Genomic DNA, 13,506 nt, shown 5'->3' with positions numbered 1-13,506 from the left:
ATCAAGGGCTGACGTCAGCCGCGAACGCCGCGGCGCGAGTCACTGAAGATCCCGGCCGCTCTGGCGGCTCACCAGAACAAGGAGCATGGCGATGCTATTGGACCTCGATAAGTGGAATCCCTTCCGTTTCCTGCGCAAGAGCCCTGAGGAAAAGGGCGCGGGCGCGAAACCGAACGTCGCGCCCGCGGCCTCACAGCAGGCGCCCTCGCCGTCGACTCCAGATGGGGCCGCGGCCGCGTTGCCGGCATTGTTCGATACGGCGCGCTGGCCGCTGCCCGATCCCCTGCACCTTCTCACCGACCTGATACGCGATCCGTTCGGCGGGACGGGTCCGCTCGGCAACTGGTTCGGCGACTTCAGTTCCAGCCGCTTTCACCCGCGCCTCGACGTGGTCGACGACGGCGACGCGCTGCGCATCGTCATCGAATTGCCAGGCATGTCGCGCGAGGACGTGGAACTCGAAGTCGTCGAAGACATGCTGGTGCTGACTGGCGAAAAGCGTATCGAATCGAAGAGCGATGAGAAGGGTTGCTACCGGGTGGAGCGGGCGTTCGGACAGTTCCAGCGCGCGATTCCGCTTCCCTCTGGCGTCGATCTCGAACGGGCCGAGGCAAATTTTGAGAACGGCGTGCTCACCGTGCGGTTGCCCAAAGCGGCCAGTGAACCCGCGGCGAAGCGGCGACTCGAGATCAAATAGCGCAATGCGCCCGGCGACACTCGTGAAACAGCGCGTGAGCTTCCCTGTCCTCCCCTGCCCACCCAATGGATAACATCATGGCCACTTGCAGCGTTTGCGGAAAACCGGCGACCTCACAGATTACGATCACCGAGAACGGCCAGCGCCGTCTGTTGACGCTGTGCGACGAGCACTACATGGCGTTTATGGCGCGCAGGCAGTCCAGCCTCTCGCCGCTCGAATCGCTCTTTCACGGCGGTCTGTTCGAAAGTCTCTTCGACGATATGCGGTCGCCGCTCGAAGGCAGGCGCGGCGGCTGGCAAGCTCTCGACCAACCGGAGGAGACGACGCGCGCGAGCGCAGGGGAAGGCCAGGGCCGGACAGGCGGCCGGCCGCGCAGGCATCGCCGTGCGCGTGAAGCCGTCGACCTGCAGACGTTCCTGAGCGAAAGCGGCCTGGACCGCTTGCAGGCGGCTGCGCAAAAGGCCGTCGAGTTCGGCAAGTCTGAAGTCGATACCGAGCACCTGCTGCTGGCACTCGCCGACAACAACGTGGTTCAGGAGATCTTTCGCGAATTCAAGCTCGATCCTGAAGAGATCAAGAAGAACATCGATCAGAACGCACCGCGCGGCACCCGCGCCGGGAAGACGGACGAAGAACGCATCGGCGTATCGCCGCGCGCGAAAAGCGCGCTGGAGAACGCGCTCACCGCGTCGAGGGAACTCGGTCACAGCTACGTCGGACCGGAACATATCCTGGTCGGGCTCGTCGAAGAGGAAGACGGCTTCGCGGGCGAGTTGCTGCGCAAGTACGGCCTGTCGTCGCATGCGCTCCGGCAGAAGACGGTCAAGGTGGTCGGCAAGGGCGCCGAGGAAGGCACTGTCGAGGGCCGCTCCACTACCCCGACGCTCGACAAGTACGCGCGAGATCTCAGCGATCTCGCGCGGCGCGGCAAGCTCGATCCGGTGATCGGCCGCGACAAGGAAATCGAAACGACTATCGAAGTTCTTGCGCGCCGCCGCAAGAACAACCCGGTGCTGATCGGCGAACCGGGCGTGGGCAAGACGGCGATCGTCGAAGGACTCGCGCAGCGCATCGCCCAGGACCAGGTGCCCGAAGTGCTGCGCGGCAAGCGCGTCGTCGAGTTGAATATCAACAGCGTGGTGGCGGGCGCCAAGTATCGTGGCGAGTTCGAAGAGCGCGTGAAGCAGGTTCTCGACGAGATCGTGGAAAACCAGGACCGGCTGATCATCTTCATCGATGAACTGCATACGATCGTCGGTGCCGGCCAGGGCGGCGGCGAAGGCGGGCTCGACATCGGCAACGTGTTCAAGCCGGCGCTCGCACGCGGCGAACTGCATCTCGTGGGAGCCACGACGCTTAACGAATACCAGAAGTACATCGAGAAGGACTCGGCGCTCGAACGGCGCTTCCAGCCGGTGAACGTGCCCGAGCCGAGCGTCGCGGAAACCATCGAAATCCTGCGCGGACTGCGCGACCGCCTTGAAGCGCATCACAAGGTGAAGATCACCGAAGAGGCCATCACGGCCGCGGCGAAGCTGTCTGACCGCTATATCGCCGCGCGCTTCCTGCCGGACAAAGCTATCGACCTGCTCGACCAGGCAGCCGCCCGCGTGCGCATCTCGTCGAATTCCCGGCCGTCGCAACTGCATGACATCGAGGCGACCATCCGCCGCACACGCCAGGAACAGGACGCGGCGAGCGCCGCCAAGCAGTTCGACAAGGCGAAGCAACTGGAAGACAAGCTCGTCTCCGAACAGAAGCGTCTCAACGATGAGACCGAGGTGTGGAAGAAAGAACGCGGCACCAGTTCGCAAGAGGTGACCGCGGAGGACATCGCGCAGATCGTGGCGTCGCTTACCGGCGTGCCGGTGTCCGAACTCACGGCCGAGGACCGCGAGAAGCTCCTGCGTCTCGAGGACCGTCTGAAGGAGCGCGTGGTCGGTCAGGACGAGGCGGTCAGCGCCGTCGCGAAGGCGGTCCGGCTCTCACGCGCCGGTCTCACCGAAGGCGGTAAGCCGACCGCGAGCTTCCTCTTTCTCGGACCGACTGGCGTGGGCAAGACCGAACTCGCCAAAGCGCTCGCCGCATCGGTGTTCGGCGACGAGAATGCGCTGGTGCGCATTGACATGAGCGAGTACTCGGAGCGGCATACCGTGGCGCGGCTGGTGGGCGCGCCTCCAGGTTATGTCGGCTATGACGAAGGCGGCCAGTTGACCGAGCGGGTGCGCCGCCGCCCGTATTGCGTGGTGCTGCTCGACGAGATCGAGAAGGCGCATTCTGACGTGCACAACATGCTGCTGCAACTCTTCGACGAAGGCCGTCTCACCGACGGCAAGGGACGTCTCGTCGATTTCACGAATACGATCATCATCGCGACGAGCAACATTGGTTCGCAGATGATCCAGGACAACATGCGCTCCGACAAGAAGCAGCTCGACTACCCCGAGCTGCGCGACCGCCTGATGGAAGTATTGCGGCATCATTTCAGGCCCGAGTTCCTGAACCGGGTGGATGAAGTAGTCGTGTTCCGTGCGCTCGGCAAGGAGCAGATCCGCAGGATTGTCGATCTGCAACTCGCGCGCGTGCAGCGCACCGCGGCCGGGCAAAACATTGAGTTGTCGTTCGAGGATTCGCTGCGCGAACATCTCGCGGAGATCGGCTATGACCCGGAGTTCGGCGCACGGATGCTCAAGCGCAAGATCCGGGCGGAAGTGGAATCGCAACTAGCCGATGCGCTGCTGCGCGGCGACGTGCGTGACGGTGACAAGGTCACCATGACCTACGACCCGGGTACGCGCTCTGTGCGTGTGCAGAAGGGAGCAACGCCCACAGAAGCGCCCCGCGAGGCGCCGACGCAAGAACCGGCGCATACGTGACGCTGGCACGCATCAAGACGACGCCGCCCGCACGTGCAGGCGGCGTGCCGTCACAATCGTCACAATCCGATTTCACCTACGACGATCTCATCGCGATAGCACCAGATCCACGTCTCGCCCGGTTCGATTGATCGCACCAGAGGATGGCCGGTCGCGTGAGAATGCTTGCTTGCATGCCGGTTGGGCGACGAATCGCAGCAGCCGACGTGCCCGCACGAAAGACAAAGCCTCAAATGTAGCCAGGGTTGGCCAAGCTTCACGCAGTCCTCGCAATAGTTGATGTGCGTGTGGAGAATGCGGGCCTCGCCCAGGTGCGTGCAACCACGGATCATGATCGTACTCCTCGGATAGCTGCACGCATCAAGGCAGCGCTTACCAGTGCCTACCTTCACGCGCCATTCAGATAGCGATGCACCAGCGCGACAGCCATTGCACCCTCGCCGACTGCCGACGCCACACGCTTGATCGAACCGTGACGCACGTCGCCCGCTGCGAATACGCCGGGCACGCAGGTCTCCAGATGCAACGGCGCGCGTTGGAGCGGCCATGCGAGGTCCGACCGATATTCCTGCAGGTCGGGACCTGTCACGAGATAGCCGCCCTCATCGCGGACAATGCCGACCTCCTGCGCCCATTCGGTCTGCGGCACGCCGCCAATGCAGACGAATAGCCAACTCGTCTTGACCTTGCGTTGCCGGCCGCTGTGAACATCGGTCAGCGTGATTTCCTGCAACACATCACTGCCTGCGAGCGCGGTGACTTCGGTGCACGGGCACATTTCAATGTTCGGCGCCGACGTGATGCGATCCACCAGGTATTGGGACAACGTGTTCTTAAGCGATGGGTCACGCACGAGCAAATCAACGCGGTTGGCGGACTGCGAAAAATGCATGGCGGCCTGTCCCGCCGAGTTGCCGCCGCCCACCACATAGACGTCTTCGCCATGGATCAGCGCAGCCTCACTCGCGCCGGCGCCGTAATAAAGGCCCGCGCCGACAAAGCGCTCTTCACCTTCCAGGCCTAGCGTGCGATATGCGACGCCCGTCGCACAGATCGACGTGCGCGCCGTGATACGTGTGCCGTCCTCCAGATACACGATGCCGTTGCCGGGTGGAAATTCCGCGCGCACGCCGGCGCGCGCCAGCAGGATCTCAGCGCCGAACTTGATGGCCTGGACGCGCGCCCGTTCTGCCAGCTCCGCGCCGCTCGTGCCTTCCGGGAAGCCCAGATAGTTCTCGATTTTCGAACTGCTGCCTGCCTGGCCGCCCAGTGCCCAACGCTCCACCAGTACGGTATGCAGCCCTTCCGATGCGCCGTACACCGCCGCGCTCAATCCCGCCGGTCCGGCGCCGTAAATCGCCAGATCGTAGGCCTCGCGGGATGGACTCGCGAACCAGCCGAGCTTCTCGGTAATTTGCCGGATGGTGGGACATTCGAACCGCGTGCCGTCATGGAAGACGCAGACCGGCAAGCGTGAATCAGAAAGATGCTGTACGTGCGCCAGTTCCTTCGCTTCTTTATCGCTGCCCAGTTCGATCCATTCAAACGGTATGTCGCTGCGATGCAGGAAGTCGCGTATCACGTATCCGTTAGCGCTGCCCATGCGTCCATAGATCCTGACGACAGACATGGCATCCACCTTTGAAGACGTTCAGGAGTGTGTTTGGTTTCACGCACGTCACCGGCAGGCAGGCGCCGGGAAACGACCTAACGACGTAACGGCGTAGCGACAGTTAGCCGTATCCGTGCATCGTAAATCCATCGCAGGGCGGTGTCTTTCGCGATCCTGCGGGTTTTTTCCGGTTTCCGCTGATCGTTCAATCACATCCGGTCGTGCGATTCTTTCAGCGCGTGATCGACAAAACGCGTGCCCCATTCGATGCCATCGCGCACTGCCTCCTCCTGCGTCAGCCATTCCGGCTGAACCGTCTCCGGGCGGAATTCGGCCACGGTGCTATCGACATTACGCACACTCACTTTCGCCTGCCACGCGTTGTACGCGTTCTGCTCCGGCTGCACTACGATCTCGTAGCCTCGATGTTCAAACACGTGCGTTTGCATGAGCCGCTCCGGTTTCGCACCCAGGCGTCAATCTGGAAGCACGAACTCAGTACGCATGTCTTCGATCACCTTCTGGACATGATGGACGTAATCTGCGCCGGGCTCATTGAGTGGCACGATATTCCAGTTGCGGCCGGATGCGTCCGGCGGATGACGCTCTGGTAATGGTATGCGTACGCGCGAAACTCCGGGCGCGTCAGCGGCAATGTTAGCCATGCGCCTCTGCAGTTCGTCGCGAATCTGCTCAGCGGTTTGAACGGTCTTCGGCATCGTTGTGCCTCGATTGGTCGCACGTCCGTATCATCACTGAATGGCGCATATTCCTCTTGCGTGAGCATGCGCCGACGATGCTTTAAGTCTAGTCGCTAATCCGGATAAGCGCCGACAAATGCGATGAAATTCCAGGCGGCATTCCGCTTCAAGCAGCGTCATGTCCTAACCCTGGAACTCAAGGATGTAGAGCCCCCCGTTGTAGTCGGTCGAATACACCAGCCCTTCGGCATCAACGAATACATCGGAAGACTGGATCACGTTAGGCCGGTTTGGACGATGATCCATCAGTTGTGCCGGTTGCGGTGGCACGAACGCCCCGACTTCGACTGGCCGGTACGGATCGCTTATGTCGAATACTCGTACTCCCGCGTTCTGATAAGTCGCAAAGATCAGCCGCGAACTGACAAAACTGCTCGGCCGGTTCTCATGCAGGTTATGCGGGCCGAAGTGCCCTGGTTTCTGCCGGTACCCGATCTCGCTGGGCGATGGAAAAGTCGAGATGCTGACCGGATTCGACTGCTCGCGGACATCGAATAGCCAGATGAATTTCTCGCCGTCCTCCTGATGATCGAGCACCGCCTCGTCGAGCACGACCAGCAGATCACGCTCGGGCAAGGGCAGGCAGTTGTGGGTACCGCCGCCGAAGGGCGGCGACCAGTTGCGGTGTGTGATCAGCTTCGGCGCGCTGCGCTCGGCGACGTCGAGCACGACAAGTCCGGCATCCCGCCATGCGCAGTAAGCGGTATCGCCATGAACGATCGGATGATGCAAGCCGTAACGCCGAGTCGCCGGCCATGATGGCGTTTCATCGGCGGCAACATGCATGCCGGGGAGCCAGAAACGCCCCGCTTCGCGCGGATGGCTCGGGTCGGACATATCGATTGTGATGAAGATGTAATCCGAAAAACCGTCAAGCAGCGCCGATGCGTACGCCCAGCGTCCGCCCGTGTACCAGACGCGGTGGATGCCCCCGCCTTCGACCGGCATAAAGCCAATTTCACGCGGCGTATCCCCCTTCGAAATGTCATACACAGCCAGGCCCGCGCGCCAGTTTCGATTGCCGGTCGAGCGTTGCGCGGTGCCGACCTTCTTGCCGAGTGCGCCCTCGTAGTACGCACGTTCATCCTGAAACTCCGCGGCCGCAAACATGTCCTTTGCGTTGATGACGAGCAGCAGGTCGTCATGCGTCTGCAAGTGAATGTTCCATGTGTTCGGTGGCGCCGGCACGTAAGCGACCGTGGCGGGACGGCGCGGATCACGCACATCCACGACACTGAAACCCTTCGAGAACATATGGCCAATGTAGGCGTAACCGCGATGCACCATCAGTTGCACACCGTCGGCACGACCTCCTTGGTCGCTGTGACCAATCAGGCGCATGTTTCGCGAAAAATCAGGAGTGGGTAATTGAATGTCAGTCATGATGAGACCTGGGTCCGGGAAATCCGACGTGTTCGGCCCCCGCGCCGGTGCATGAACCGGATAGCGGGAATGGTGTTTAATACGGAATCCAAATTATGTGATTGGCGTCATCGAAAACAAGATGACGCCGTCGGTTATTTAACGCCCCAAATGTGTCGATACACATCGCGATAATGATTGTCCGGGTCATAGCGGTTCATCCTCCCGCCGTCGTAGGGAATATCGGTTGCCGTCACCAGGTGCACCGGCGCCGTGTAGCCGCTCACCGGCGTACCGGCAAACGCGCGGTTCAGCTCGTCCACCGCCTGCCAGCCGTGCAGCGACACCGGCTCGGCAACGGTGGCCGCCTGATATTCACCATTGCGAATGCGCTGGAACGCCGACTCGCTGCCATTGCCCGCCGAGACCCCGAGCAGCGGCCCGGTACCTTTGTAGCCGGCTTGCTGCAACGCGGGCGACATGAAATCGAACGGCAGGTCGTTGATGGTCAGCGCCCACGTCCACTTCGCGCCGTAGCGCTGCAACATGGTGGAGGTGAGTTGCGGAATGCGCGTCGCGGTATCGGACAGCGGCGTATCCTCTATCTTCAGCAACTGGCAACCCGTGCACTTCCTGACGAGATCCGCCATTGCGTTCGACTTGGCCGTTGCGATCTCGTAGGTCGAGTCCGTGAAGATAACCACACCCGCCTTGCCGTTCGACTGCGCGATCACGTACATGACGGAGGCCTTCGCCACGTCGAGCGGATCCGTCGCGAGGTTGGTGACGAACCCATCCTTCAGGGCGGGTCCGGGCTTGGGCAACGAATGCCAGCCCACCACCTTGATACCGCGCGCAACGGCCTGGTGGATCAGCGAAGCCTGCTCCCTCGCGTCAACGCTGCCAAGCACGATACCGTCGGGCTTGAGCGCAATGGCCTGGTTCATCGCGGCGGAACGTCCCGAGATCGAACCCTGGCCATCGATCAAACGAAAGTTCCAGCCGATCGCACTCGTCGCTTCCTTGACGCCTTCCGCCACCCCGCGTGGTCCGCTGTCGCGTTGATCCGCCGATACGAACACGATCGTTTTTCCATGCTGCGCGGCAGGTCCGGTAGTCGGTCCGCTCCACGCCTGACCCGACTTCGTCGCCTGCGCCGTGTAGGCCTTCGCTTCGGCCAGGAACGTGTCATCTGCGCGTGCGTTCAATGCGGACGATGCGGCCAGCGCGGCACAAAAGGTGATGATAAGACGCTGCTTCATGGTGTCTCCTGTTAGTTTTATCAGTGCGGTACGTGTGGTTACTCGCTGCGCCCGGTACCCGGCAGCGTGTGCGCCGATCCATCGGTTTCGCCCGGCACAGGGGTCTGAATGGACTTGCGCGGGCTGCGGCGCCGCCGCTGGGTGTACCCGGCAATGCCGATAGCAACCAGCAACGTCGCGCCGTTGAAAAGCGGTTCGATGTAGAAGTCGCCGCCAAGCTGCTGGATCCCCGCTATGCCGACCGCCAGGATGGACACACCGACTACCGTGCCCCACACATTGACCCGCCCGGGCTTGATCGTGGTCGAGCCGAGGAACGCGCCAACCAGCGCGGGCAGCAAGTAGTCAAGTCCGACGCTCGCCTGGCCGATGCGCAGCTTGGCCGCGAGCACGATCCCCGCAAAGGCCGTCAGCACGCCCGAGCTGACAAAGGCAAGAATCACGTAGCGACGGGCCGGAATACCGTTGAGTGCGGCAGCACGCGGGTTCGCGCCGATTGCGTAGAGGTAGCGGCCGATCGGCAGATAGTCCGCCGCGATCCATAACGCGACCGCGATCACCACCACATACGTTGCAGCGATCGGCAGTCCGAACAATGACGTGGTAAAGATTGACGTGAAAGCGTCGGGCAAGGTACCAATGACCTGACGTCCGCCGGTATGCCACATCGCAATGGCGTAAAGCACGGTGCCTGTTCCCAGCGTGGCAATGAATGAATCGATTTGCGCGACTTCGACCAGCAGCCCGTTGAGCAGGCCCAGCAGCGCGCCAAGTGCAAGAACAATGACCACCGCGACCCGCCAGTCAATCCCGTAGGACGTCTGCAAGCTGATGGCGAGGATGTGCCAAAGCACAATCCCGTAGCCGACTGTCAGGTCGATGCGGCCGGTTGCCATCGGGATCATCGCGGCGAGTGCGAGGATCGCGATGATCGACTTGTCGCCGACGATCGAACGTACATTCAGCAAGGTGGGAAACGTGTCAGGCAGGATCAGCGAGAACAGCACGATCAGTGCGAGCGTGAGGACCGGCAAGCCGAACACAGGCAACAGACGCACGAATCGGGAGATCGGCGAGAGGCCGGCGAGTTCACGGCGCGTGGGTTCGAGCGCGTTGGATTTGAGCGATTGCATAGGGGTGCCTCAGGCAGTAAGTGGAACAACATCGGCTGGGCTCACGCCATAATCCAGCGACGCGCAATGCAGCAACTCCGACACGCTGAGCTGGTCGACGGGCAACTCGCGAGCAATCGTGCCCGTCCGGAACACCAGTGCGCGATGGCAGATCTGGGCGGTCTCCTCGAAGTCCGACGAGATCAGCACTACCGCCATGCCGGTGCGCACCGCTTCCCCAAGCAGCCGATAAATCTCGGCCTTCGCGCCAATATCGACGCCTGCGGTGGGGTCTTCGAGAATCAGCACATGCGCGCCAATCCGCAGCCAGCGTGCAATCACGACCTTCTGCTGATTGCCGCCCGAGAGCGTTTCGATCAACGCCGCCGGATCGTTCGGGCGCAACGCAACACGTCGTCCCAGCGCCAGCGCTTCGACGGTTTCGCTGGCCGCCGAGCGCATATGCAGCCCCTTGCGGCCGCTGGCGCGAGGGTTGAGAAAGAGGTTTTCGCGGACGCTGAGGCCAAGTCCTATCGACTCGCCGTAACGGTCGCCGGCGACCAGGCACAAGCCGTTCGCCACAGCCGCTCCGGGCGATGACAGGTCCACTTGCTCGCCGTTGAGCAGCACGGTGCCGGAGAGGATCGGCTCCGCGCCGAACAGCGCCTTGCCAAGCGAATCGTGGCCCGCGCCGCGCAAGCCGACCAGTCCGAGGATCTCGCCGCGGCGGACATCGAAGTTAAGCGGACCCGCTTCTTCGGTATGCAACCTGCGCACCGACAACGCGATGGGCGCAGCAACCGGCGCGGGCGGCCGCACGAATACCGAGTCAGGTTCACGTCCGACAATATGGCGAATCAGTTCAGCGGGCGCGGTGTCTGCCGTGTTCTGCTGCGCGACGCGCCGGCCATCGCGCAGCACCACAATTCGATCGGACAGCGCAAACACCTCGTCCAGCCGGTGCGATACATAGATCATCGCAACGCCTTGCTCGCGCAGACCCAGCAACACCCGATGCAGGCGCTGCACTTCGCTTTCGGGCAGGCTTGCCGTGGGTTCATCGAGCACCAGCAGATCAGCGCGGCTCGACAAGCCACGCGCTATGGCCACCAGTGACTTCTCCGCGCGCGACAGCGTGAAGACGCGCTGTTCAGGATCGATGTCTCCGCCCACCAGCGACAGCGCCGCTTCAGCAGACGCGCGCACTGCGCCCCACGAGATCAGGCCGCGCCGCTTCGCATAGGTGGTCGCGAGCGCAATGTTCTCGGCAACCGTCATCCAGTCGACGAGCCCCAGATCCTGGTGCACGAACGCGACACGGCCGCGCATGGTGCGCGCATCCGTCGGCGCGCCGCGAAACAGCAGCGTGCCGCTCGACGGTGCGTGAACACCGGCCAATATCTTGATGAGCGTGGATTTGCCGGCGCCGTTCTCGCCAAGCAACGCGACGATTTCGCCGGCGGCGACGTCGAAGCTGACGTCCTCGAGCGCGCTCACGCCGTTGAAGCGCTTGCCGACACCGCGAACTTCGAGCACCGGGATACGCGGTGCTGCACGTGGCTCGGCCGCGTGTTGCATCGTTGCAGACATGTCTCACTCCATCGTTAGCCCGTTGGCCGAATTTAGTGTTTGTCACACAGTTTTTTTGTTTTTACTATTATTGGACGAGGCATTCGCGGCCGCCCATCGAAAACCGGCCAGCTCAACATCGAAAATCGGCCAGCGCGGATACGACGTAAAAGCCGGAAGAACGGAGCGAGACACCATGAAAGAGAGCGACGAATTGATCGACTGGACCCTGCCGGAGGACGATCCTGTCAACCCGTTTCGATGCGGCGATCCGCTGCCGGAATGTGTCGAACGCGTGGAACCGGGCAAGGCGGTTATCGGCTCGCGCGGCGATCCGAAGAACAAGATTTTGTATGTCGAGCAGGGGCGCCTGAAACTTGAAGGGCCGCACGGTGAGTGGTTGCTGCTGCCCGCGCATATGGTTTTTATTCCACATAGCCGGCCATACCGGCTTTACACCAGTGCCGATGCCGTAGTGGTGGTGACTCACGTTGGCGCGCAACATACGGTGTGGCAGCACGAAGGCTGCTGGGCAGCACCGGTCAGCGGGCTGGCGCGCGAGATGTTCGGTTATGCGCTGCGCTGGGGCCGTGAACGCGCCGCCGATGACACCATCGCCAACGCCTATTTCCAGGCGCTCGGCCTCTTATGCAAGGACTGGTTCGAGTGCTCGCGCATGATGTGGATTCCGTTTGGCGAGTCGCCGGCGCTTAAGCGTGCCATCGCTTATACGCGTACGCGGCTGGACTCGGCGACGATCGAACTGGCGGCGCAAGCGGCCGGCACGTCGGTGCGCACGCTACGTCGATACTTCCAGGACGAGCTGGGAATGAGCTGGCGCCGCTTCTTGCAAGAGTTGCGCATGGCGCGCGCGATAGAACTGATGACGCGCAAACGTCTGTCCGTCACACAAACGGCGCTGGAAGTGGGCTTCAATAGCGTGGCCGCTTTTACGCTGGCCTTTTCTTCGTTCACAGGGAAGACCCCAAGCTCGTACACACGCGACTTCCTGAACGAAACGTTCATTCCGAACAACGCGATGGGCAGCCGTATTGAGAGCGAGGTTTAGCGGCAGGGTTCAGCGCTTCTCCCAGCGCTTCTGCCAACGTTAAGCCTCTCGCAAACGCTGCCCCGGAACCGATCTCTCGCAACGCCCAAACAAGACCTCCACGCTGTTGAGATACCGGGCCGGTCACAGGACGCGTGGGCGGCGCCGGGAGAAGTCGCGGCGCACACATCCCGGGGGCACGGTACGCACACCGAGCGATCCGTTCGCGCGACGCATTGCACCTGGCGTCGACTCCTGATTAGCTTTCCCCGCGAGTTCGCAGGGTCTCCGGGCGGGTATAATTCAACAGTCCGAATCGCGCGAGCCAGCAGGCTAAAGCGGGGTTCAACCGCCTGCCTCGCCCTCATTCACTGGCTCGTGCCCGAGCCAAATTCAGTAACAGCAACGGAATAGCCTATGCCCATCAAGGCAATCGAACCCCAACGACTTTACCGGCAGATCAGCGATCAATTACGCGCGCTCATCATGAACGGGGAATTCGCAGTGGGGACTCGCCTGCCGGCGGAACGAGATCTAGCAGTACAGCTCGGCGTCAGCCGGCCTTCGTTGCGAGAAGCCTTGATTGCGCTGGAAGTGGAAGGTCTGATCGAGGTACGCGTCAGCTCAGGCATTTACGTACGGGCACTGCGTCAGCCTCGCAACAATGATGTTCTCGACCTGTCGAGCGAAGAAGGTCCGCTCGAGCTCATTCGCGCCCGCAAGATGGTGGAAGGTGAAGTCGCGGCGACCGCGGCGAAGACCGGGCGTAAGGCCCAGTTCGATGTCATGGAAGAAGCGATCAACACAATGGAGACCCAGATCGCGGCGGGCGTCAATCCGCTCGAGGCAGACCGCGCGTTTCACGTATGCCTTGCTGAGGCAACGGGCAACAGCGTGCTGGTCGGATTGGTCGCGCGCTTGTTCGATGCCCGGATGGGGCCGCTCTTTGACTTGTTAAACAGTCATTTCGATACGACTGCGGTATGGGCCCAGGCGGTCGCAGAGCACAGGGCGATCTTGAGCGCGCTACGCGCAAGGGACAGTACTGCCGCGCGCGCTGCAATGCACAAGCATATGGATGTGTCGTTCAAACGGCTGACGTCGAGCCTGACGCAGGAGGCCACCACGGACTCCGTGGCGGCGCCGGCTGGCGACACGGGCAACTCCCGAAAGCGGCCCGCTTAGACGAACCTGGCGCGCTCTA

General features: G+C 62.1%; 12 protein-coding genes. 4 read left to right on the top strand and 8 right to left on the bottom strand.

Annotated features, from left to right (window positions below; all coding sequences use genetic code 11):
• The first annotated feature begins 91 nt into the window (after window positions 1-91).
• Window positions 92-697, top strand: coding sequence for an Hsp20/alpha crystallin family protein (locus ACSQ83_RS14870; protein WP_436228660.1), 606 nt, complete (start codon window positions 92-94; stop codon window positions 695-697).
• A 77-nt stretch (window positions 698-774) separates the two neighbouring features.
• Window positions 775-3,576, top strand: coding sequence for an ATP-dependent Clp protease ATP-binding subunit (locus ACSQ83_RS14865; protein ID WP_436228659.1), 2,802 nt, complete (start codon window positions 775-777; stop codon window positions 3,574-3,576).
• Window positions 3,577-3,635: 59 nt separating this feature from the next.
• Here ACSQ83_RS14865 and ACSQ83_RS14860 read toward each other — a convergent pair whose 3' ends face one another.
• From ACSQ83_RS14860 to ACSQ83_RS14825, 8 genes are all read right to left on the bottom strand, one after another.
• The gene (locus ACSQ83_RS14860) at window positions 3,636-3,908 is read right to left on the bottom strand and encodes a UBP-type zinc finger domain-containing protein (RefSeq protein WP_436228658.1); all 273 of its coding nucleotides are present in this window, start codon (window positions 3,906-3,908) and stop codon (window positions 3,636-3,638) included.
• A gap of 56 nt (window positions 3,909-3,964) precedes the next feature.
• Entirely contained in the window at window positions 3,965-5,206 is a 1,242-nt protein-coding gene (locus ACSQ83_RS14855) for an NAD(P)/FAD-dependent oxidoreductase (protein WP_436228657.1), read from the bottom strand.
• Window positions 5,207-5,397: 191 nt separating this feature from the next.
• The gene (locus ACSQ83_RS14850) at window positions 5,398-5,637 is read right to left on the bottom strand and encodes a DUF6566 family protein (RefSeq protein ID WP_436228656.1); all 240 of its coding nucleotides are present in this window, start codon (window positions 5,635-5,637) and stop codon (window positions 5,398-5,400) included.
• Window positions 5,638-5,664: 27 nt separating this feature from the next.
• Window positions 5,665-5,907, bottom strand: coding sequence for a hypothetical protein (locus ACSQ83_RS14845; protein ID WP_414948535.1), 243 nt, complete (start codon window positions 5,905-5,907; stop codon window positions 5,665-5,667).
• Between the two features lie 165 nt (window positions 5,908-6,072).
• Window positions 6,073-7,332 carry an LVIVD repeat-containing protein gene (locus tag ACSQ83_RS14840; RefSeq protein ID WP_414948534.1) on the bottom strand — a complete coding sequence of 420 codons (1,260 nt, stop codon included), beginning with the start codon at window positions 7,330-7,332 and terminating at the stop codon, window positions 6,073-6,075.
• A gap of 134 nt (window positions 7,333-7,466) precedes the next feature.
• Entirely contained in the window at window positions 7,467-8,573 is a 1,107-nt protein-coding gene (locus tag ACSQ83_RS14835) for a substrate-binding domain-containing protein (protein WP_414948533.1), read from the bottom strand.
• A gap of 38 nt (window positions 8,574-8,611) precedes the next feature.
• A complete protein-coding gene (locus ACSQ83_RS14830; RefSeq protein WP_414948532.1) occupies window positions 8,612-9,706 on the bottom strand; it encodes an ABC transporter permease in 1,095 nt (364 codons plus the stop codon).
• A 9-nt stretch (window positions 9,707-9,715) separates the two neighbouring features.
• Complete coding sequence (locus ACSQ83_RS14825) at window positions 9,716-11,275, bottom strand: sugar ABC transporter ATP-binding protein (protein WP_436228655.1); 1,560 nt, start codon at window positions 11,273-11,275, stop codon at window positions 9,716-9,718.
• A 175-nt stretch (window positions 11,276-11,450) separates the two neighbouring features.
• Between ACSQ83_RS14825 and ACSQ83_RS14820 the strand changes: the two genes are divergently transcribed.
• Both ACSQ83_RS14820 and ACSQ83_RS14815 read left to right on the top strand, forming a co-directional pair.
• Window positions 11,451-12,323, top strand: a complete 873-nt coding sequence (locus ACSQ83_RS14820; RefSeq protein ID WP_414948530.1) for a helix-turn-helix domain-containing protein — start codon at window positions 11,451-11,453, stop codon at window positions 12,321-12,323.
• 396 nt (window positions 12,324-12,719) lie between these two features.
• A complete protein-coding gene (locus ACSQ83_RS14815) occupies window positions 12,720-13,487 on the top strand; it encodes a FadR/GntR family transcriptional regulator (protein WP_414969177.1) in 768 nt (255 codons plus the stop codon).
• Window positions 13,488-13,506 lie beyond the last annotated feature (19 nt).

This window comes from Caballeronia sp. LjRoot29, assembly GCF_964252755.1.
Lineage (GTDB): Bacteria > Pseudomonadota > Gammaproteobacteria > Burkholderiales > Burkholderiaceae > Caballeronia.
The sequence above is the reverse complement of the archived record's forward strand: the minus strand, read 5'-3'. Positions and strand labels throughout refer to the sequence as shown.